General features: G+C 65.6%; 18 protein-coding genes and 1 pseudogene. 10 read left to right on the top strand and 9 right to left on the bottom strand.

Features of this window, described 5'->3' with window-relative positions:
- Positions 1 to 2 precede the first annotated feature (2 nt).
- Together MOV08_RS19400 and MOV08_RS19395 are read left to right on the top strand one after the other, a co-directional pair.
- The gene (locus MOV08_RS19400; protein ID WP_275308285.1) at positions 3 to 533 is read left to right on the top strand and encodes an SMI1/KNR4 family protein; all 531 of its coding nucleotides are present in this window, start codon (positions 3 to 5) and stop codon (positions 531 to 533) included.
- A gap of 293 nt (positions 534 to 826) precedes the next feature.
- Complete coding sequence (locus MOV08_RS19395) at positions 827 to 1,684, top strand: hypothetical protein (RefSeq protein ID WP_275308283.1); 858 nt, start codon at positions 827 to 829, stop codon at positions 1,682 to 1,684.
- Here MOV08_RS19395 and MOV08_RS19390 read toward each other — a convergent pair.
- From MOV08_RS19390 to MOV08_RS19370, 5 genes are all read right to left on the bottom strand, one after another.
- Positions 1,672 to 2,532: an aldo/keto reductase gene (locus MOV08_RS19390; protein WP_275308281.1), complete on the bottom strand. Its 861-nt coding sequence runs from the start codon at positions 2,530 to 2,532 to the stop codon at positions 1,672 to 1,674. The two genes, MOV08_RS19395 and MOV08_RS19390, sit on opposite strands and share 13 nt — an antisense overlap.
- Positions 2,466 to 3,677, bottom strand: coding sequence for a JmjC domain-containing protein (locus tag MOV08_RS19385; RefSeq protein ID WP_275308279.1), 1,212 nt, complete (start codon positions 3,675 to 3,677; stop codon positions 2,466 to 2,468). The genes MOV08_RS19390 and MOV08_RS19385 overlap by 67 nt, the downstream gene beginning before the upstream one ends.
- Before the next feature lie 86 nt (positions 3,678 to 3,763).
- Positions 3,764 to 3,925, bottom strand: coding sequence for a hypothetical protein (locus MOV08_RS19380; protein ID WP_018386185.1), 162 nt, complete (start codon positions 3,923 to 3,925; stop codon positions 3,764 to 3,766).
- 538 nt (positions 3,926 to 4,463) lie between these two features.
- The gene (locus tag MOV08_RS19375) at positions 4,464 to 4,622 is read right to left on the bottom strand and encodes a hypothetical protein (RefSeq protein WP_275308278.1); all 159 of its coding nucleotides are present in this window, start codon (positions 4,620 to 4,622) and stop codon (positions 4,464 to 4,466) included.
- A 109-nt stretch (positions 4,623 to 4,731) separates the two neighbouring features.
- Positions 4,732 to 5,424, bottom strand: a complete 693-nt coding sequence (locus MOV08_RS19370) for an HAD family hydrolase (RefSeq protein ID WP_275308277.1) — start codon at positions 5,422 to 5,424, stop codon at positions 4,732 to 4,734.
- 94 nt (positions 5,425 to 5,518) lie between these two features.
- On the opposite strand from MOV08_RS19370, the gene MOV08_RS19365 reads away from it, so the two are divergent.
- The gene (locus tag MOV08_RS19365) at positions 5,519 to 6,283 is read left to right on the top strand and encodes an XRE family transcriptional regulator (protein WP_275308275.1); all 765 of its coding nucleotides are present in this window, start codon (positions 5,519 to 5,521) and stop codon (positions 6,281 to 6,283) included.
- Entirely contained in the window at positions 6,276 to 6,743 is a 468-nt protein-coding gene (locus MOV08_RS19360) for an NUDIX hydrolase (protein ID WP_275308273.1), read from the top strand. The genes MOV08_RS19365 and MOV08_RS19360 overlap by 8 nt, the downstream gene beginning before the upstream one ends.
- Here the strand turns inward: MOV08_RS19360 and MOV08_RS19355 are convergent.
- Entirely contained in the window at positions 6,731 to 7,306 is a 576-nt protein-coding gene (locus MOV08_RS19355; RefSeq protein ID WP_420834185.1) for an HD domain-containing protein, read from the bottom strand. The genes MOV08_RS19360 and MOV08_RS19355 overlap by 13 nt on opposite strands.
- Before the next feature lie 414 nt (positions 7,307 to 7,720).
- Between MOV08_RS19355 and MOV08_RS19350 the strand changes: the two genes are divergently transcribed.
- Genes MOV08_RS19350 through MOV08_RS19340 form a run of 3 tightly spaced genes read left to right on the top strand, consistent with a single transcriptional unit; the run spans position 7,721 to position 14,010 of the window.
- Entirely contained in the window at positions 7,721 to 9,265 is a 1,545-nt protein-coding gene (locus tag MOV08_RS19350) for a type I restriction-modification system subunit M (RefSeq protein ID WP_275308271.1), read from the top strand.
- Positions 9,262 to 10,494 carry a restriction endonuclease subunit S gene (locus MOV08_RS19345; protein WP_275308269.1) on the top strand — a complete coding sequence of 411 codons (1,233 nt, stop codon included), beginning with the start codon at positions 9,262 to 9,264 and terminating at the stop codon, positions 10,492 to 10,494. Before MOV08_RS19350 ends, MOV08_RS19345 begins: the two co-directional genes overlap by 4 nt.
- A 54-nt stretch (positions 10,495 to 10,548) precedes the next feature.
- Entirely contained in the window at positions 10,549 to 14,010 is a 3,462-nt protein-coding gene (locus MOV08_RS19340) for a DEAD/DEAH box helicase family protein (RefSeq protein WP_275308268.1), read from the top strand.
- A 681-nt stretch (positions 14,011 to 14,691) separates the two neighbouring features.
- Here the strand turns inward: MOV08_RS19340 and MOV08_RS44200 are convergent.
- Positions 14,692 to 14,827, bottom strand: a pseudogene (locus tag MOV08_RS44200) (LacI family transcriptional regulator); the annotation flags it as partial.
- A gap of 390 nt (positions 14,828 to 15,217) precedes the next feature.
- On the opposite strand from MOV08_RS44200, the gene nshR reads away from it, so the two are divergent.
- Positions 15,218 to 16,027: an NshR/TsnR family 23S rRNA methyltransferase gene (nshR, locus tag MOV08_RS19335; RefSeq protein ID WP_275308267.1), complete on the top strand. Its 810-nt coding sequence runs from the start codon at positions 15,218 to 15,220 to the stop codon at positions 16,025 to 16,027.
- Between the two features lie 84 nt (positions 16,028 to 16,111).
- Here nshR and MOV08_RS44405 read toward each other — a convergent pair whose 3' ends face one another.
- A complete protein-coding gene (locus MOV08_RS44405) occupies positions 16,112 to 17,785 on the bottom strand; it encodes a hypothetical protein (protein WP_275308266.1) in 1,674 nt (557 codons plus the stop codon).
- Between the two features lie 49 nt (positions 17,786 to 17,834).
- Here MOV08_RS44405 and MOV08_RS43850 point away from each other — a divergent pair, with 49 nt between their 5' ends.
- Positions 17,835 to 18,074, top strand: a complete 240-nt coding sequence (locus MOV08_RS43850; RefSeq protein ID WP_338057404.1) for a cytochrome P450 — start codon at positions 17,835 to 17,837, stop codon at positions 18,072 to 18,074.
- Between the two features lie 69 nt (positions 18,075 to 18,143).
- Here MOV08_RS43850 and MOV08_RS19325 read toward each other — a convergent pair whose 3' ends face one another.
- On the bottom strand, positions 18,144 to 18,707 hold the full coding sequence (locus MOV08_RS19325; protein WP_275308264.1) for a YbaK/EbsC family protein: 564 nt from the start codon (positions 18,705 to 18,707) through the stop codon (positions 18,144 to 18,146).
- Between the two features lie 533 nt (positions 18,708 to 19,240).
- Here MOV08_RS19325 and MOV08_RS19320 point away from each other — a divergent pair.
- Positions 19,241 to 20,149 (top strand): glycerophosphodiester phosphodiesterase, encoded by a 909-nt coding sequence (locus MOV08_RS19320; protein ID WP_078875816.1) that lies wholly within the window; start codon positions 19,241 to 19,243, stop codon positions 20,147 to 20,149.
- Positions 20,150 to 20,335 lie beyond the last annotated feature (186 nt).

Here is a 20,335-nt window from a genome sequence, read left to right as displayed (position 1 = left end):
CCATGACTGATCTCGAACTCTTGGCATCGTTTCCCGCAACTGGTGAAGCGGGACCGGTCATCAACGACTGGGAGGCCGCCGAGGAGACCCTGGGCACCACCTTTCCGCCTGCGTTCAAAACGTTTCTCGAAGCGTTCGGCGGCGCGAAGTTCGACGACTTCCTGCGCGTGTATCGGGCAGGTGCCGAGAACGAATACGCCGACCTGGTAGCGAACACCGTCACGGCGCGGCACACCATGGAGGTGACGCGGGACGCGATCCGGGAACTACTGGCAGAGCGCGGTGTGAAGCCCTCGCAGCTGATTTGCTGGGGCGGCACTGACAACGCGGACATGTGCTTCCTGGTGCCGCACGAGGATCCGGAGCAGTGGGCCGTCCTCACCGTCATCGGCCGCGGCAGGGAGTACGACCTGTACGAAGGCCCGGTGGAGAGCTACCTGCTGCGGATCCTTCGGGGTGACATCGTGAGCGAGGTCTTCCCGGACGACTTCCCCGACGAGGAACCCAGCTACGAGCACAACCCGTGGATCTAGCGAGTACAGCGACGCGCCTCCGATCCGGCACACGGCCGGATCGGAGGCACCGTGGTCTTTTGCCGCAACCCGTGACGAGCGCAAGCGCATCGCTGTCACAGCACCAAACGGCGCCCGAGTCGTTGTCTTCGGACAGCCCGGTGGCAGGTGAGCGATATCCGTCTCACCGCTTGATCTCGCTAAGGCGTCCAGCCAGGGCCAGCTATGAACCTCGGCATCCCAGGCTGCACGACGAGAAGTGGGCCCGCTGGCCCAATTTCTTGCTAGTTTCGGTCCGTTGCCAAGGAGGCCCAGTGTCGTCTTCCCTGTCCACCAGAGCCCCAGTGGATCTGAGGGTTGAACCCGTTGACGGTGTACTCGACGAGGTCGAGCGTGCCCTTCAAACGCAGTTGGACAGAGAGACGCTGGTGCGGAAGCGGCGGTCGCTGGGGGCGCGTACAGACCGTGGTACGTGGGTGCGGGTCGAGCGGCGTCGCTTCGACAAGATCGGTAGCCAAGGCTGGAACGGCACCGAATGCGCTGCCCTCCTAGAGGGAGTGGCCAAGCCGCAGTGGCACCGAGGCGCCGCTTGGAGACAGCCTGGGGACGCTGTGATGTGGCGGGCCGACGAGACGGATCTCCTGCCCGGAGCGCCGATCGGCAGCAGTGTCCTGGCTACCGAACCCGTGCTGTCGGATCAGTGGTGGCAGGCGTTCAATGCGTCGATGGATGCCCTGGCCGAGCAGCATACGAGCCGCGTCGCCACCCCGGACACTGTGGCGATCACGCAGAGCGGTGTCGCCGAGGCGATCCACCGCTTTCTCCGCAGCGGTGTCGACACGACGGTGGAACAGTGGCTGCCAGCACATGCGGATCTCAATTGGGCGAACATGACCGGGCCGGAGTTCTGCCTGTTCGACTGGGAGGACTGGGGCATGGCCCCTCAAGGGCTGGATGCCGCGTCGTTGTGGGGCAACTCCCTCGCCGTCCCGACTCTGGCCGAGCGCGTCCGCCACGAACGGCGTCACGATCTGGAGAGCCGGGACGGCATGTTGATGACCTTGTTCGTCTGCGCGAAGATCCTGGCCCCGGATGCTCACCCCGAGGACCCTCGCCTTGAACCGGCACGCCGCATGGCCGCGCAGGTGGCGGAGGACCTTCAGAGGGGCTGACGATCTCGCTGCTCGCAGAGGAGCCGCCGGTAGGTAGAGAGATTGTCCAGATTGGCCTCGTACCGCAGGGCATCGACGAGTTCCCCGAGGTGGGTGGGGCTGTCCGTACCGACGGAGATCCTTCCCACCCGCGGCAGCCAGTAGGCCACACGGAACGTGGCCTGCACGGCCGACAGGCCATCGTGCGGAGACTGGATGAACACCCGTGGGTCCAGCTTGCCCCACAGCGGCTGCGTCGCACTGCCCCCGAAGGGGCTCATGCCCCAGAGCTGCGATGGGTTGAGATCCCAGCGGGCCGCCAACGCTTCGGAGGCTTCCAGGACATCGATTCCAGCGAGGAGACCCGCGCGGACCATGACAGCGTCGGGTCTCGGCAGGGTGCCGTCCACGAGTCGGGGCAGCGGGCGCGGATCCCATGAGGAGATGCCCCAGCCTCCACACAGTCCCTCTGCCGCTGCCCTCTCCACGGCAGCGCACGCCATACCCAGCCTGTCCTGGGCGGCTGCCGAGGAGCCGGTCAGCGACCGCTCCGGATTATGGAGGAAGACCAGATCCGGGGCGCGCCCCAGATCGCGGATGCTGCGCTCCACGGCTTCCCGGAGACGATCGGGATCGAGGGAGTGCTCGGCCTGGCCGGCGGTCGGGAAGAAGCCGACCTTGGTGGAGATCTTGAAGCGGGGGAGGAGGTCGCTTCCGGCGGTTGCCAAGGCGGTGTGGGCCGAGAAGCCGTGGTAGTTGAAGCTGGTGTCGATCGCGTCGACGCCGAGGTCCAGGGCGCTCGTCAGGATCCGGCGTTCGTAGCGAGACCGGTGTAGCCCGAGAACAATTCGGGGGTCACACTCGCGCACAGCTCCTCCTCCACCAAGATCTTCGCCAGTGCCGCCACCTCGGCGCCCACGAGTCGAGCAGCCTCGTCCAGCCGCACGGGGTGACCGCTCAGGAGCAGGCGGAGCCCCGCCAGGGCCTTGGCCGCGAAGGTGAGCTTCTTGCCCGCGGCCACCACGACGACCGTCTCCCCGTCCTGCGTGATCACGGGCGGGAACTCGCTGACGCACGCCACGGCTTCAAGGGGGCCGAAGATGTCCAGGAACGGGACATGACGGCCGGGAGGAGCTTCCTGCTCACGGAGCCGAAGGAACTCCGCCGGGTCACGGGCGTCGATGAGCCGGGAGGCCGCGGTGGTCAACGCCAGCCGCTGGGCCTGCTGCTCGTCCGAGCTACCCCAGCGATCGAGATCGTGGCGGAACACCTCTTCCTGCCGGGACCAGTCGGCGAGCCAGGTCAGCCAGCTCACGGCGGTGCGCTTGGCGAAGCCGAAGGTCACGTGGGTGCTGTGGCCGCCGCCGTGACCCACGCGGGTGGCCGCATGCCAGTAGCCGCGCGGGATATGCATCACGTCGCCGGCCTTCATCGTGCCGGTCCACACGATCTCTTCGCTGGGGGTGTTGTTCCGCTCAGTGTCCCGGAACATCGGTACGGGCCGGGAGGCGCCGCGCACCTCCCACTGCTTCTCTCCGGCAAGCTGCACGATGAGTACGTCGTGGTCGTCCCAGTGCAGGTCGAAGCCGGACGCGTCGTTCGTGGTCAGGTAGACGTTCGCCTGGACGTGTTCCCGGGACCACCACTGCATGGCTCGGCAGGCAACTTCCATCGTGGGGTCGAAGACGTTCGACTGGTCCAGGACCAGCGTCGCGCCCTCGCACAGCAGGCTGCCCACGCGGCGCATGTCCGCCATCGGTATCGCCTGCCCCCGGGGTGTGACCTGCCGGTTCAGATAGGCGTCGGGGTGCAGCTCCTCGCCACCCTTGAAGAGTCGGAACTGCGGGTTGACCAGGCTGCGGCGCATGGCCATGTCGAGCAGCCGCGAAGGCGTGAGCAGCCTCGTCACGACTTCGCGGTCGCTGATGCTTCCGCGGGCGAACTCCCTTCCGAGAGGGGCGGGGCCGTCCCATCCAAGTGCCTCTTCGACGGCGCGGACCAAACGGTGCTCCATGAGTCGTTTCTCCCTCCTTGCGTCAGACGCGGGATGTGGGAGGCGGAGGGGCCGCCTACGCTGCCCCTCCGCCAGCAAACTGGCGGCTACGCCGCGTGGTTCAGCCCGTCTCCGCCAGGCCAGGGTCCGTCACCCGACGAGCCCTGCCCGGGGTCGGAGGCGTTGCTGTCGTGCCGGTCATGGACGCTAGTGAGGACTTCCACGGCGACCAGGAGACCCGCCTCGACGGAGGGCTTCTTGTCTTCCACTTCGTGCTCCTTCCTCTACCGGTCTCCCGCCGGTTCCGGCGGGACGTTTGTGGCGTGCGGAGGTGTTGGTGATGCGGGGCGGGGACTTGCCCTTGGGCGTGAGGTGTCACAGGGAGCGACGAGATCCGGGCGACGTAGCGCAGACAGTGCTCAGCGGCGGCGCAGGAATCCGCCTCGCGCTCGGTGCTTTCCTCCGCGGCGTCCGCCGGACGCCTCTGCTTCAGGCGGAACTTCCACTTGCGTGGACCCGGCCGACCCGTCGCTGACAAGGATGGATTGCCAGACTTGGTCCTGGAGTTGCCGGATACACGGTCCGCAGGCGTACATCGGCGCTTGGGCGCCGGCCACGTTCACGGGACCGATCCACAGGACCCGGGTCCACTGCTGGCCGCAGTAGAGCCAGCAGAAACCATCGACCCACCGGTTGCCGTCATCAGTGGCCGCCGGGGCAGGCAGGCCGCCGCGGGCGAAGTCGGCTATGCCAGGGATCACCCTGTACGGCATGGCCAGTTCCAGAAGCACGACGCGTCCCCCAAGATCAGTTGAACTGGGCGGCCACGGGGGCAGGGCGACTTTGGTCTACGGCGTGCCGGAGCCGCGTGCCGTGCAACCGGTTCCAGCACTCGACGTTGCAGCGGTGCAGCAGCTGTACGCACAGCATCCGGATCTTGCGTATAGCGGTGTCTTCCTCGAACACGAGTGAGCCCCCTTTGGCCAGTTCCCTGGTTGGAGACCCGATGGTGGCCGCGTGGACGGGGACCGCATCACCCCTTATGCGGACGCCTTCGAAGACGTCCTGGGACGTTTCAGTGCGCCGCGAAGCTCTCCAGGATCCGCAGTAGCTGCGCCGTATCTGACAGATCAGGTAGCACTACATCCGCGCCGGCCGCAGCTAGCTCTTCGGGACTGTGAACCCCTGAGGCAACCGCGACGATCCCGGAGCCCGTGACAAGAGCGGCCTCGACGTCCCGGGGAGTGTCTCCCACAAGCACCACGGGGACATCACCCCGAACTCCGCGGAGGCGCTGGGCCCGCTCCTGGGCGACACCCACAAGGTCCGGACGCTGCTCCGCATCAGCCCCGTAGGCCCCAACAGACAAGTCCAGCAAGGGATCAAGGTGAAAGGCCGACAGCTTCACGCGTGCGTTGGCCGCGATGTTGCCCGTCAGCACCGAAGACACCCAGCCATCATGTGCCGAAGCCGCCTTGAGCGCCTCGCGCACTCCCGGCAGCACGGTCCCGCGCTCACCGAGAACCTCAAGGCGCTCCTCCCCGGCACGGGCGAGCGCGGCCTCGACGGCAGCCCAGTCCGGCTCGGACAGACCGTGGCGCACGAACAGTTCCCGCATGATCAGGCGATCCGTTCGCCCCTCCGTCCGCGCCGGCCCAGCCGGCGGGCATCCTGCCAATGCCGAGAACGCCGCGGCGTAGATCTCCTTGCTCACCCCTGCGTTCTCGATGAGCGTGTGGTCGATGTCCCACAGGACGATGAGCTCCATGCCGCCAGAGTAGGGACCGGCCACAGCCTCGCCTCCAGAGAACGTCCCAAAACGTCCTTGCCGGATCACGGCCGCCTCGACTTCCATGACACCCGTGAACGAGCGACTTCATTCCGTACTCGCCCAGCGCGGCGTCTCGCCCGAGTCGCTCGCCGAAGTCTGCGACGTGGACCCCAAGACCGTCGGCCGCTGGCTCGGCGGGCGCGTGCCTCACCGACGCCACCGCTTCCGCGCCGCACAGCACCTGCGCGTGGAGGAGACGTTCCTGTGGCCCACCCCACCACCACACGGCAGCCGACCTGACGCCGGATTAGGTACCGAACTTGTCGGCACCTACCAGAACCGAGCCAGTGTTCCCCGGGACATGTGGCTCCAGCTACTGGCGGAGGCCCAGGAGCAGATCTGCGTACTCGTCTTCTCCGGGACCTTCTTCGCCCAGTCCAATCCCCACGTCGCCAAGATGCTCTCCGAGCGCGCAGCCGCCGGCGTCCGGGTACGCCTGTGCTTCGGCGATCCGCGAGGCCGGGCAGTCGCCGTCCGGGGCCGCGAGGAAGGCATCGGCGACACCCTCGCAGCCAAGATCCGCGCCTCCCTGACCTACTACCGTCTACTGCCCGAGGCCGGGTGCGACGTGCGGCTGCACGACACCACGCTGTACGCCTCCCTGTTCCGCTACGACGACAACCTGCTGGTCAACGCGCACGTCTGGGGCCAGCCGGCCAGCGCCAATCCACTCCTCCACCTCAAACGGGCTGACGCCACAGGGTGGTTCGACAACTACGCTCAAAGCTTCGAAGCAGTCTGGGCCGGTGCACGGCCCTGGACCCCCGACCAGGAGGGCACGGCCGCACATGGGTAGGACTGAGTACTACAACGACCCCACCGCCCCGAAGGCGAACACCCTCATCCCCGCCAGCAATCTCCTCGCCGTTGACGACGACGGAGCAATCCTGCTTCAGCGCCGTCGCGATACAGGCCAGTGGGCCCTACCTGGCGGCGCCCAGGACATCGGGGAGACCGCGGCACAGTGCGCGGTGCGCGAATGCTTGGAGGAGACCGGTATCGTCGCCGAGATCACCGGGTTCCTCGGGGTCTACACCAACCCTCACCACATCGTCGCCTACACCGACGGCGAGATCCGCCAGCAATACGAGAACACCTACATCGGCCGCCCGGTCGGCGGCGAGCCCACCATCAATGACGAGGCCGACGGTGTCCGCTTCGTCCAGCCCGCGGACCTCGACCAATACGACATCCACCCCAGCATGCGCCAGCAGATCGGCGACTACCTCGCCGGCACCTACCCCTACCTCGGCTGAGCCGCCAACGCCGCATCCACCCGCTCCACAGCAGCGAAGATCTCCGGCGACGCCCGACGGACGAACCGCCCCACGACACTGTCCGCCCCATAACGGCTCACAATCTCCGCCACCCGCTCCGGAGCAGTCGTCGCATTCCCGTCGGGCGTTGTCGTCATGTCGCAATAGACCAGCGCATCCACCAGCAGCGACTCTTCCAGCAACGGGAACTCCGTCTCCAGCGCCTCGCGAAGCCCGCGCTCCTCGGCCTCCAGCAACGCGAACGAGTGGTTCGCCACCAACCGCACCAGCCGCTCATCGGCACCATGCTCATCACGAAGGAACCGGGCACCGTCGAGCGGATGAAATCCCGTCGCCGCCAGGCGGGGCGCGTAGCCGACATCGTGAAGCGCTGCGGCAGCTACCAGCAGGCTGGCATCCTCCCTGAAGATTCGCCCTAGATCGTCCGCACGACCTGCGACCCCTAGGGAATGAGCCCACCGTCGAGGAAGCGCCGCACTCAGTTCCGCTTCCGCCACTCGCGTTGCCCAGTCCACCATCGATCCACCCATGGCTTGGTTCATGCCCGAGTGCCGCCCTGGCCAGTCCATAGAACTGCTCACAGGGGCAGGGCTGCTCTCTCACAAGATGGTCTCCACTCGGGGCTCGAGACAGCCTTCCTCAGAGACCCGTCCCTACAGACCGCCTGTGGAACAGGGAACGCTTCGCCCTACGCCACTGCCAGAGCTGCGACGAGTATGGCTGAGCTGGCACGCATCCGGTGCCTCTGCGCTAGTCAGGCCGTCTACACGTGAGCGGGCAGGGTGGATGTTGCACTGGGCATCACACGAGCGAGGCCAGCAAGCCTATGACCAGGGAGAACGGCTCTCGGAAAAGCCGCATGGCACCACCCTCCACGATCTTGCAGGTCCGTGGGGCCGAGGTGCGCTTGGATCTTCCTTCCGCAATTGTCGGCGGGCTCCGCTAACCTCCTCTGCGTGATTACAGGTGAGCTGAAGAGCAAGATCGACCGACTGTGGGATGCCTTCTGGTCCGGGGGCATCTCCAACCCGCTGGAGGTCATCGAACAGATCACCTACCTGATGTTCATCCGGCGCCTTGACATCCTTGAGCAGGCCAAGCGGAACAAGGCCAATCGCACCGGGCGGCCGGTAGAGAAACCGATCTACACAGATAAGACCCAGGACCTGCGTTGGTCGGTGTTCATCAACGAGTCTCCCGAGAACATGCTCACCAGGGTGCGCGACGACGTCTTCCCTTGGCTGCGCACTCTGGGCGGCGAGGACTCTACTTACGCGCACCATATGAAGGACGCGCGCTTCACCATTACGACCTCGAACCTGCTCGCCAGGGCCGTCGACATACTGAACGGCATCGACATGGGGGACAAGGACACCAAGGGCGACCTGTACGAGTACATGCTCAGCAAGATCGCCACGGCAGGGCAGAACGGCCAGTTCCGTACGCCACGTCACATCATCCAGCTGATGGTGGAGATGATGGCCCCGCAGCCCGGCGACGAGATCTGTGATCCGGCGTGTGGCACGGCCGGCTTCCTGGTCGCCTCCGCCGAGTACGTTGAGCGCACGCACCGCGAGGCGCTGTTCGAGCCGGCCCAGCGGCAGCACTTCAACGAGAGCATGTTCCACGGCTTCGACTTCGACAGCACCATGCTGCGCATCGGGAGCATGAACATGCTGCTGCACTCGGTCGAGAGCCCTGACATCCGTTACCGCGACTCGCTCGCACAAAGCGCGGCGGGCGAGGCCGACCGGTACTCCCTCATCCTCGCGAACCCGCCCTTTGCTGGCAGCCTCGACTACGACGCGACGGCCGCGGACCTGCAGAAGGTCGTCAAGACCAAGAAGACCGAGTTGCTGTTCCTGGCTCTCTTCCTGCGCCTGCTCAAGCCCGGTGGTCGGGCTGCGGTCGTCGTGCCGGAAGGGGTCTTGTTCGGGTCCAGCAAGGCGCACAAGGATCTTCGGAAACTGCTCGTTGAAGGCCACAAGCTGGACGCGGTGGTGAAGCTGCCCGGTGGCGTCTTCAAGCCGTATGCCGGAGTTTCCACGGCCATCCTCTTCTTCACCAAGACCAACAGCGGTGGCACGGACAACGTCTGGTTCTACGAGGTCACCGCTGACGGCTGGAGCCTGGACGACAAGCGCACGCCACTTCTGGCAGAGGGCAAGCTCGGCCCGCTCGTGGGCGACAGTGCGCTGGGCAAGGACGAGCACGCCAAGAACAATCTGCCCGACGTGCTGACACGCTGGCGGCACCGCAACGGCAGTGAACAGGAGCGGGCACGGACAGAGCAGAGCTTCTGTGTCCCCAAGGATGACATCGCCGCGCAGGACTACGACCTGAGCCTCAACCGGTACAAGGAGATCGTCCATGAGGAGGTCGAGCACCGTGCACCGGGCGAGATTATGGATGACCTGTCACGGATCGAGTCGGAAATCCAGCAGGGCATGAGCGAGTTGAAGATTTTCCTCACCGAAGGCTCCCACCGGAGGACGTCATGAGTAGGGTGCAGGACCGCCCGGAATGGCGTTTGATGAAGCTGAAGGACCTACTGAGTGAGCCCTTGATTAACGGGCGTTCGGTGGTTACTCGGGATGACGGCTTTCCCGTGCTTCGACTGACGGCTATCAAGCCTGGTGGAATCGATATTTCCGAGCATAAGGGTGGTGCTTGGAGTCGGGACCAGGCATTGCCTTTTTTGATCAAGCAGCGTGACTTCTTTGTGAGCCGCGGTAACGGCTCGTTGGACCTGGTGGGGCGGGGGGCTCCAGTCTGGGAAAGTCCTATTGAGGTTGCGTTTCCCGATACGATGATCCGCGTTCGAGTGCGACCTGATGTCATTTCTGCTGCCTACCTATCCCGAATCTGGGATTCCTCGTATGTGCGGAGCCAGATTGAGAGATCCGTTCGCACGACATCGGGGATCTATAAGGTGAATCAACGGACTCTCAGTGAAATTAAACTGTGGGTCCCCCCTCTGGCGCATCAGTCCCGGATCTCCGAGGTACTGGACCGAGTGGATGACCTGCGCGCCAAGCGCCGCGAGGCCATCCGCCTCCTCGGCGACCTTGCCCAGTCCATCTTCATTGACATGTTCGGTGATCCTGCGCGCAACCCCCTGAAGTGGCCGATGAAGAAAATCGGTGACCTCATTGATTCGGCGAGTTATGGGACAAGTGAGAAGGCTAGTGAGGTAGGTGATCTCCCTGTACTGCGGATGGGTAACATCACCTCTTCAGGGCGGGTCGATCTAAGCGACCTCAAGTTTATGGATCGTGCCAGCACGGACGAGAAGTATCTGATTCGTCGTGGTGACGTTCTGTTCAATCGTACGAATAGTGCGGAGTTGGTCGGTAAGTCTGCCATTTATCGCGGAAACGATGACCTCGCTTTCGCTGGCTATCTTGTGCGCGTGCGTGTTAATGCAAGCAATGATCCAGAGTATCTGGCGGCCTTCCTTAATACGCAATATGCGAAACGTGTCCTTAGAGGGATGAGTAAAAGCATCGTGGGGATGGCGAATATCAACGCTCGGGAGCTCCAGGGTATTGAAGTTGCCGAACCGCCACTGCCCTTGCAAGTTGAATTTGCGAAGCGCGTGGGAGCTGTTGAATCACTGAGGGAAATTCATCGGCGCCACCTTGTCGAGCTGGATTCCTTGTTTGCCTCGCTTCAGGACCGCGCGTTCCGTGGTGAGCTGTGGCCTGATGCTTCCGTGCCAGCCATCTGACACCGCTACACCGCCTCGCAGCACCGTCCGTCCGCACCAGCGAAAGGTCACCCCGTGAGCAACTTTGAGTTCCTCCAGGCCGAGTGGCCTGAGCTGCACCGCGAGGCGGTACATGCTGAGCGATTGGCATTTGCGGACCCGCGGGCGTCCGCGTTCTACGCGCGGCGGGTGCTGGAGCTCGCAGTGGCGTGGTTGTTCGAGGCGGATGACACTCTCAAGCTGCCATACCACGATGATCTGGCGGCACTGATTGCTGAGCCGACGCTGGTGAAGGTGGCCGGCCCTGCGATCCGGGCGAAGATGGATGTGATCCGTCGGCAGGGCAACGTCGCCGTGCACCGCAAGGTGCCGGTCGCTCCTAAGGATGCAGTGCGCACCGTCGCCGAGCTCTTCCACGTCCTCTACTGGATGGCTCGCACCTACACCCGCGACCAGGCCCAACTGCCCGCGCCAGCACTTGCGTTCGACGCTGGGCTGATACCTCGGCCGGTCCCGGCCGAGGTACGGATTGCCAAGCAGGCCGAGCTGAAGGCGCAGGCAGAGAAGTACGCCGCACAGGATGCCGTGCTTGCCGCCGAGCGGAAGAAGAATCAGGACCTCGACGCCGAGATCGCCCAGCTGCGCGCGCAGATCAAGGCGGCCAAGGCCGCGAATGAGGCTCAGCCGGACACTCACGACTACAACGAGGCCGAGACTCGCACCCTGATCATCGACCTCCTTCTCAAGGAGGCCGGCTGGGCGCTCGATCAGCCGAGGGACCGCGAATACCCTGTCACCGGGTTGCCCACCTCGGCCGCGCCTTCAGGTAAGGGCAAGGTCGACTACGTACTGTGGGACGACGACGGAAAGCCCCTGGCCGTCGTCGAGGCCAAGGGGACCACGCGCGACCCGAAGCAGGGCAAGTACCAGGCGACGCTCTATGCCAATGCCCTGGAAGCGCAGTTCAACCAGCGGCCGGTGATTTTCTACACCAACGGCTATCGCACGTACCTGTTCGACGATCTCAACTACCCGCCCCGCGAGGTCCAGGGCTTCTACACCAAGGACGAACTGCGCCTCCTCGTGCAGCGGCGGGCCAGCCGTCGCAGCCTCGCCAAGCTGCCGATCAACGAGCAGATCGCTGGCCGGCACTACCAGTCGCGCGCGATCCGGCGGATCGCCGACTCCTTCGAGAAGGACTCGCTGCGTCACGCGCTGCTCGTCATGGCGACCGGCTCCGGCAAGACCCGCACCGTGATCGCGCTCAGCGACCTGATGATGCGCGCTAACTGGGCCAAGCGCATCCTCTTTCTCGCCGACCGCAAGGCTCTGGTCAAGCAAGCCACCAATGAGTTCAAGAAGCACCTCCCCGGTGCCAACCCGGTGAACCTGCTAGAGGAGAAGGACCCCCACTCGCGGGTGTTCGTTTCCACCTATCCGACCATGATGAACCTGATCGACCAGACCGATGCCGAGGGCCGCCGCCTCTTCGGCCCCGGCTTTTTCGACCTGATCGTCATCGACGAGGCGCATCGCTCGATTTACCAGCGATACGGTGCAATTTTCGACTACTTTGACGCGCTCCTTGTCGGCCTGACAGCGACGCCCAAGGACGAAGTCGACCGGAACACCTATCGCCGCTTCGAGCTTGAGGACGGCGTGCCCACCGACGTCTACAGCCTGGACGAGGCGGTGTCCGAGGGCTACCTGGTAGCGCCGCGCGCCGTTGATGTCCCGCTGAAGTTTCAGCGCGGAGGCATCAAGTACGACGACCTGTCCGACGAGGACAAGGAGAAGTGGGACGAGACGGAGTGGAGCGAAGACGGTGACATCCCCGATGAGATCACCACGGAGGAGCTGAACAAGTACCTCTTCAACGCCGACACCGTCGACAAGGTCCTGCAGACCCTCATGACGCACGGCCTTAAGGTCGAAGGCGGCGACAAGCTCGGCAAGACCATCATCTTCGCCGCCAACAACCATCACGCGGAGTTCATCGCCGAGCGGTTCGACAAGAACTATCAGCACCTCAAGGGCGCCTTCGCGCAGGTCATCACCCACCGCAAGGAGTACGCCCAGAGCCTGATCGACAAGTTCTCCGACGCGGCGGAGCTTCCTCAGATCGCCATCTCGGTGGACATGCTGGACACCGGCATAGACGTCCCCGAGGTCGTCAACCTCGTCTTCTTCAAGCTGGTGCGCTCCAAGACCAAGTTCTGGCAGATGATCGGTCGCGGTACCCGTCTCGCGCCCGACTTGTTCGGCCCGAACCGTAGCAAGGACGGCTTCCTCGTCTTCGACCTGTGCCAGAACATCGAGTTCTTCAACCAGAACTTGATGCGCGCCGACGGTAAAGTCGCCCCCTCGCTCAGCCAGCGGATCTTCGAGCGCCGCGCCGACCTGCTCCTCGCCCTCGACGGCGCATTGGAGCTTGGTCAAGAGCCAGCCGAGGGGGGCACTGTACGCCCCGAGTCCGACGGCACCGTCTGCGAGTCCGGACTGCGCTGGGACCTCGCCACCCGGCTGCACGACGAGGTCACGGCGATGAACCCGGATAACTTCCTGGTGCGCCCGCATCGCGAACAGGTCGACGCCTTCGCTGACTTCGACGCCTGGCTTGCCTTCACGCCCGACACCCACGCCGAGGTCGTCGATCATCTGGCGGGCCTTCCGACCGCCTTCCGCGACAAGGGCGACGTCGGAGAGGAGGCCAAGCGCTTCGATCTGCTCGCGCTCCGTCTCCAGCTCGCCATCGTGAACGGAGACCCGGGCTTCACCCGCCTGCGGGACCAGGTCCAGGAGATCGCGTCCACCCTGCTCGATCAGCTGACGATTCCCAAAATCAAGGCCCAGCAGGTTCTGCTCGACGAGGTCGCCGGCGATGAGTGGTGGCAGGACGTGACGCTGCCCTTGCTGGAGACCATGCGTCGCCGACTGCGCGGCCTCGTCCGGTTGATTGAGAAGCCTAAGCGCGGCATCGTGTACACCGACTTCGAGGACGAGCTCGGCGAGCTGACCGCTGCCACGCTCAGTGGCATGGAGATCGGTACTGACCTGGCCCGCTTCGAGCAGAAGATCCGTATCTACCTCAACACGCACCAGGACCAGCTCGCCGTCCAGAAGATCCGTCGCAACAAGCAGATCACTGCCTTGGACCTGTCGGAGCTGGAGAAGATCTTCGTCGAGGCCGGCCTCGGGACTACGGCAGACATCGACTACATCAAGGACGCCAAGGGCGGCCTCGGCCTGTTCCTACGGTCGCTGACAGGCTTGGAGCGGGAGGCGGCGGCCTTGGCCTTCGACGCCTTCCAACAGGGCAAGACGCTCACAGCCAACCAACTCCGGTTCGTCAACGAGCTGATCGACTACCTGGCGCGCAACGGCACGATAGACGTCGACGCGCTGTACGAGGCGCCCTTCACTGCCCTTGCTCCGACTGGTCCCGAAGCGATCTTCCCTGAGGTCGAGGTGGATGTCATGGTGTCCGTCATTCACTCGATCCGCTCTACCGCCGTCGCTGCTGACGGCGCGGCGTGATCAACAAGGCACGGAGGAGAGACGATGAGTCAACAAGAGATCGCCGATGAATGCCCTGGGACGGGGCAGCATGGGCACATGGACGAGAACGCCGTGGGCGACGAGTGGTATGTGATCTGCCACGTGTGCGGAGCGAAGTGGGCGGGAGGCAGCACCCTGCTCGTGCCTCACAGGGACCGGCGTAAGAGCTGAGGCTCCGGTTGCTGCTGCGTGAGCGTTGCGTGAGCGGACGGTCCAGCACCCAATGGATCGAGCGTCATGCGCGCGAGGTCGACAAGCACTTGACCAGCCAAAACAGGATCTGAAGTGACCACCCGCCACCACCCGTCACGATCCCGCACCCCCTCGTAATGCGTAGGTCTCGGGTTCGAATCCCGAAGGCGGCTCAGAGAGACCCCAGGTCACGCAACCCGTGACCTGGGGTTTTGTGTTTCCGGGAGCGCTCTGTGGCGATGGGGCGCCCCTTCTGGGGCGCCTTCTGGGCGTCATGATCGCCGCCGGTGGGCAACCGGTGAACAGGTGTGCAGCGAGTGTGAGGCGGGCGTGAGACGGGCGTGCGGAGCGGTGGACGAGCGGGTGATTGCCGTTGGGTGGTGAGTGGGCAATCCCCGGAGCGCGTCCACGGGGCATCAGAGGCGCGTGGTTGAGGCGTTCTTAGGGGGCTCCCGTGGAACGGGCGTGACCGGTGTTCAGCTCGTAGCGCTGCCACTCGACGCGGAACGCGCCAGGTCGGATGAACTCCGTTGCCAGGCCGGCGATTTCGCCCCGGCGCCTACCGGTGTGGTCTTCGGAGGGCGACGGCGACGAACCCGTCGTCGAGGCGGCCGGGTCGGACGTGATCAGGTCCGGGGCGCGCCTCCGGCCGCGCCGGGCAGTCGCCTCTTCCGCTGCTGCCGCCTGCTCGGCCTCGCGTTCGGTGGCGGAGTGACCGCGACAGCCCAGCCGCTCGCGGGGCGAACGAGACCTTGCTAGCATAAAAAGAACTGGCTCGATGCAGCCCAGGAATGTATGACCTGGGCGAATACCTCGTGTGCGGGGATGGACCGCGCGGGCCTCGGATGGGGGAGAGCGGGGATTTTTGCCAGATCGCGACGATTTCCCCTCGCGTTTGTGATGCCCAGTCAGCGCAGCCATCCGCGGGCCATCGTCACGAGGGCGTCGCACCCCAGGAATCGCATCACTGAACACTGCAGCCGGTAGGACGACCATGACTGAGTTGGACACCATCACAAATGCATCCGATCCCGCGGTGCAGCGGATCATCGATGTCACCAAGTCCTCGCGATCCAACATAAAGACAACGTTGATCGAGGACACCGAGACGCTCATGCAGTCCATCTCGGCCGGAGTGCAGTTCATCGAGGTCTACGGCAGTGACAGCAGTCCTTTCTCAGCTGAGTTGCTGGCTCTGTGCAGGCGGCAGGACATTGCGGTCCGCCTCATCGACTCGTCGATCGTCAATCAGTTGTTCAAGGGGGACCGCAAGCCCAAGACGTTCGGCATCGCCCGCGTCCCTCGCCCGGCCAAGTTCAGTGACATCGCAAACCTCAGCGGGGACGTCGTCGTTCTCGACGGGGTGAAAATCGTCGGGAACATCGGCGCGATAGTGCGCACGTCGCTCGCGCTCGGAGCGTCGGGGATCATCCTGGTCGACAGCGATATCACCAGCATCGCGGACCGGCGTCTGCAAAGGGCCAGCCGAGGTTACGTCTTCTCGCTTCCCGTCGTCCTCTCCGGTCGCGAGGAGGCCATCGCCTTCATTCGGGACAGCGGTATGAAGATGACGACGCTCACCGCACGCGGCAAGCTTTCCGTGAAGGACCTCGGGGACATTCCCGATCGGCTGGCCTTGCTGTTCGGCAGCGAAAAGGAAGGGCCTTCCGAGCTGTTCGAGAAAGCAGCTTCCGCCTCGGTTTCGATCCCCATGATCAGCGAGACCGAGTCCCTCAATGTGTCCGTCTCGCTCGGTATCGCGCTGCACGAGAGGATTCACAGGAATCTCGCGGCCCAGCGATGAGCGCCTAGGTTCTCAGAGACTCGGTTCCTCGACGTTCCTCGACCTCGATGCGTCGGTGGTGATCACCTCACACGGCAGTGATCATCACCGACGCGTCGAGGTCGACGGTCTTTCGGCGGGTAGCCGATGATGCCGATCGCCCGGCTGACCGACAGCGGGTTCTGCATGTTGACGCCGTCCCAGAGGTACACCGCCCCCCCAGTAGCCCTTCTCGGCGTCCGCGAACCAGGTCTTCATCCGCATCCCCTTGAGCGTGGAGAACGCGTCCACCGCGTAGTCACGCAGGTACTCGCGAAGGTCCTCGACCGTGGCTTTCGAGTTCTTCAGGTTCCAGAGGACGATGCTGATGTACACGCTCATACCTCCCAGGACGGCGAAGCCCGGCGCCGCAGACGGTACGGCGCCCACCAGACGCTGCCGCCGGTCCGGACGGCCAGGTGATGCTTCTCGAACACCGACATCGCCGCGGCCGGCACGGAGTCCGCTCTGCGGTCGGCCGCCAGCGACTCGACCGCGGAGACACAGGCAGGGTCCGAGACCGTGAGCCGGCGCAGACCGGCGTGGCGCCGGTCCCGGATCTGCAGGAACCCGGGACCGCGACGGAAGAAGCACCTGCCCACGTGGTATCTCGCCCGCCATATGTTCAGTGCCTCGGCGCCGCGCGGCCCCTCCAGGTCCGACGGGGGGAAGAGGTGGCTGAACACCCATCACTCGGGACTGTCGGGCGCCTTCTACGGACTCGGACGACGGACGGTCGGCCTTCGATCGCGCCGCCAGTCCCTGGCCCACCCGGATCGGCATGAACCTCTGGTTGCGGTCCTTCGTGACGACGTGGATCAGGCGGCCGTCGTCCGTGAAGAGCAGACCCGGCTCCATCCATCGGTCGATCACGGCGCCGACGTCCGTCTGCCCGAGCCGCTTCGCGCACTCGCGCTCCAGGTACGGGAGCGACCTGGGCTGGTCGAGCAGCTGGAAGAGCGCGATCTCGACGTCGGTGGTGAGTTGGATGACGTGCCAGTCGAAGCCCGGCCGGGTGTTGGTGAGCGTGATGCTCTCCTCGGTCTCGAAGTAGGACAGTTGGCTGTGCCAGTGCGCGTCGCGCCATATGTCCATGGCGGCGCACAGTTTCCACGTCATGTCGTTCCCGATGCCCTGGTGCGTCGCTTTGAAGATGTACGCGATATCGAACAGTTCCTGCTCGGGAAGGTCATAGGTGAGTCCGTACTGAGGGGCCGCCCACCGCTCGTGGAAGCCGAGCGAGGGGTTCTCGAAGTACGGAGCGAAGCGCTGGACCGCGACCTGACGGGCAGCCGACGATCCGGCTGGACACCCCGGTCGGGTGGCCGTGTTCGGGGATTTCGTCGGCAACTTCGCGCCGTACACCGAGTTTCCGGAGAACCGCGCAGCAGCGAGGATGTGCTCGCGCGTGATCGGCTCTACCAGGCAATGAACAAACGCGGCCTGCTGCGGAACGGCATCCCGAACCTGGTGTACACGAGGAACGCGTCGATGCTCGGATTCCTCGTCCTCGACCGATTCGACCCGGCGGGCGCTGAGTTGACCAGCGGACGGAAGGCCGATTCCTCGGCGCACCTCGTCAAGGAATCCTTTGACTACCTGCGCGAACACATGGTGGACCGCAGGAGGAACCCCCGCGAAGACCTGATCTCCAAGCTGGTCCAGGCCGAGGTGGACGGTGAACGCCTCAGCGACAACGAAGTGGTGAACTTCTCCAACGTGCTGCTGATCGCCGGGCACATCACCACCACGATGCTGCTGGGCAACTCGATCCTGTGCCGGGACACCCATCCGGAGTGGCTCGCCTCCGGACACCTTCGACCCGACGCGGGACCCGAACCCGCATCTGGCGTTCGGCCGTGGGGCCCACTTCTGCATCGGCGCGCCGCTGGCAAGGCTGGAAGGCAGGGTGGCGCTGAACATCCTGCTGGACCGCTTCCCGAACCTGCGGAGCGATCCGGACCGGCCGCCGCGGTTCCTTCCCAGCCTGAGCATGACCGGGGTCCGGGAACTACCGCTGCTGTTCTGAGCAGGACGCCCCACAGGAGAAACCCCGGCTCGGATCCCGTCCGGGCTGGGGTTTTGGGGTCGGTGGGTTTCAGATGGCCAGTTGGGGGAGGACCTCGGCGCCGGGGAGTTGGGCCAGGAAGCGGCCGGGGAGGATGATCTTGCCACGGCGGCGGCCGCTGCCGATGAGGACGTGGGGGGTGGCGGCGACCGCCTCGTCGATCAGGACGGGCCAGTCCGCCGGCAGGCCGAGCGGGGAGATGCCGCCGTATTCCATGCCGGTTTCCGCGACGGCGGTCTCCATGGGGGCGAAGCTGGCCTTGCGGGCGCCGAGGTGCTTGCGGACGGTCTTGTTGACGTCGACCCGGGTGGTCGCCAGCGCGACGCAGGCGGCGAAGGTGACGTTCTCGCCGCGCTTGGCACTGACGATCACGCAGTTCGCGGAGAGCTCCGGCGGTACGTCGTAGCTCTCGCAGAAGACGGAGGTGTCGGCCTTCTCCGGATCGGTGTCGACGACCAGCACCGACTCCACCGGCTCGGCTCCGGCCCATGTGCGCAGGGCCGCGGCGGTGGGGTCCGCCACCAGTTCCGGACGGTCGACGGCTCGCCAGGCTGCTTCGAATCGGCCGAACGGCGTGGTCAGAGAGTTGATCATCGTCGCATGGTAGGGGAACGGCGGTCGCCCGAGGGGGCGTTGGGCGGGATCCTGCGGGCGGTCCGCGGCCCGGTCGGGCGGTCCGCTGTGCTGTCCGGGGAGTGGGTGTGACCTGCGGATTGCTGGGTTTGGGCGGCGCGGTGTCGGGGTGGCGTCAGGGTTTCGGGGGGCGCTGTGGGCCCGGCTGATCTGCGCGATCAATCCCGGGCCTTCATGGTCACCCGGTACGCCGCCTGCGCCGCGGCCCTCTGCGGCGCCCCGACCCGGTGACTCCCCGGTAGGCCCACCCTTCGTGCGGGGCTGCGCCCGGCGGGCCCCGCACGGATGGGGGCCTCCGGGCGCAGCCGCCACGGGACGTCGCTGACCTGCGGAAAGGGTGGGAGAGGGGAGCCGCGGGGGAGCGCCGGCGGGAGCCCTCGCGTGGCGGCGGTGCCGGGATGGGGGCAGGGTCGGTAGGCAGGGCGGATCCGGAGCCCTAGGGGGCGTACCTGACGCAGGCGGGACGGTCTGCGCGAGTGACCTGGAGGCTCCGCATGCTTCGGAGAACGGTGCGGATCCGGCAGCCGTTGCGGGGCGCTTCCGGTGCCCTCGCGTTCGTCATCACGGCGACCATGGCGTCGTCCGCGCTGGCCTCCGGCCCGGACGAGCGGCAGCAGCTGGCGACCCGGGGCGGGACGCTGGTGAGCCTGCGGGTGGGGCAGCGCGAACCCTTCGTGATCGCGCACCGGGGCGCGTCCCGGTACGCACCGGAGAACACCCTCGCGGCGGTCGACGCGGCGCACAGCCGGGGGCTGGTGTGGGTCGAGAACGACGTGCAGCGGACCAAGGACGGCCGGCTGATCGTGATGCACGACGACACGCTCAACCGGACCACCGACGCCGCGCGGGTGTTCCCGCACCGGGCGCCGTGGCGGGTGCGGGACTTCACCGCGGCGGAGATCGCGCGGCTGGATGCCGGGAGCTGGTTCGGGAAACGGTTCGCCGGTGAGCGGGTGCCCACGCTCGCCGACTATCTGCACAGGCTGGACCGCAATCAGCAGGGGCTGCTGCTGGAGCTGAAGCAGCCCGAGCTCTATCCGGGAGTCGAGGCGCAGGCCCTCCGCGAACTGCGGGAGCTGGGCTGGCTGGATCGTGCGCACCTCCGTAATCGGCTGGTGATCCAAAGCTTCTGCGTGCGCTGTGTGAAGCGGGTGCACAAGCTGATGCCGCAGGTGCGGACGGGGATTCTGGGGCGGCCCCCGATCAGCAGACTGCGGCGCTATGCGCGCTTCGCCGATCAGATCAATCCGCGGATGTCCGAGGTCGGTTCGCGGTGGACCCGGGCCGTGCACCGGCTGAGCGGGCCGCACGGCCGGCCGCTGGAGATCTACGCGTGGGGCGTCGGCGCGGAGGCGAGCGTGCGGGCCGTACGTGCACAGGGCGTAGAAGGCGTTATCGACTGATCACCCGTTCCGTGTGGGATGCGCGGCGGGCCCGGCGCGGACCCGCGACGTGCGGAAGAGACCGCGGACGTTCCCGAACGTGCGGAGTTGTTCGGGAGCGGGTGGGTTTTTCGTGTCTGCCGGAGTTGCGACCGCTCGTCCGCCCTCTACGGGTGTAATCTCCCGCCCACGTTTTGCGGCGATTCG

This window comes from Streptomyces yunnanensis, from assembly GCF_029011865.1.
GTDB lineage: Bacteria > Actinomycetota > Actinomycetes > Streptomycetales > Streptomycetaceae > Streptomyces > Streptomyces yunnanensis.
Note: the sequence above shows the minus strand (reverse complement) of the source record. Positions and strands in the feature narration are given on the sequence as shown.

Bases quoted from the DNA above. Each gene is read 5' to 3' on its own strand.
- MOV08_RS19385 (WP_275308279.1), bottom strand. From the start codon at position 3,677: ATGGAGCACCGTTTGGTCCGCGCCGTCGAAGAGGCACTTGGATGGGAC.
- MOV08_RS19320 (WP_078875816.1), top strand. From the start codon at position 19,241: ATGCTTCGGAGAACGGTGCGGATCCGGCAGCCGTTGCGGGGCGCTTCC.
- MOV08_RS19345 (WP_275308269.1), top strand. From the start codon at position 9,262: ATGAGTAGGGTGCAGGACCGCCCGGAATGGCGTTTGATGAAGCTGAAG.
- MOV08_RS19400 (WP_275308285.1), top strand. From the start codon at position 3: ATGACTGATCTCGAACTCTTGGCATCGTTTCCCGCAACTGGTGAAGCG.
- MOV08_RS19355 (WP_420834185.1), bottom strand. From the start codon at position 7,306: ATGAACCAAGCCATGGGTGGATCGATGGTGGACTGGGCAACGCGAGTG.
- nshR (WP_275308267.1), top strand. From the start codon at position 15,218: ATGACTGAGTTGGACACCATCACAAATGCATCCGATCCCGCGGTGCAG.
- MOV08_RS19360 (WP_275308273.1), top strand. From the start codon at position 6,276: ATGGGTAGGACTGAGTACTACAACGACCCCACCGCCCCGAAGGCGAAC.
- MOV08_RS19370 (WP_275308277.1), bottom strand. From the start codon at position 5,424: ATGGAGCTCATCGTCCTGTGGGACATCGACCACACGCTCATCGAGAAC.
- MOV08_RS19325 (WP_275308264.1), bottom strand. From the start codon at position 18,707: ATGATCAACTCTCTGACCACGCCGTTCGGCCGATTCGAAGCAGCCTGG.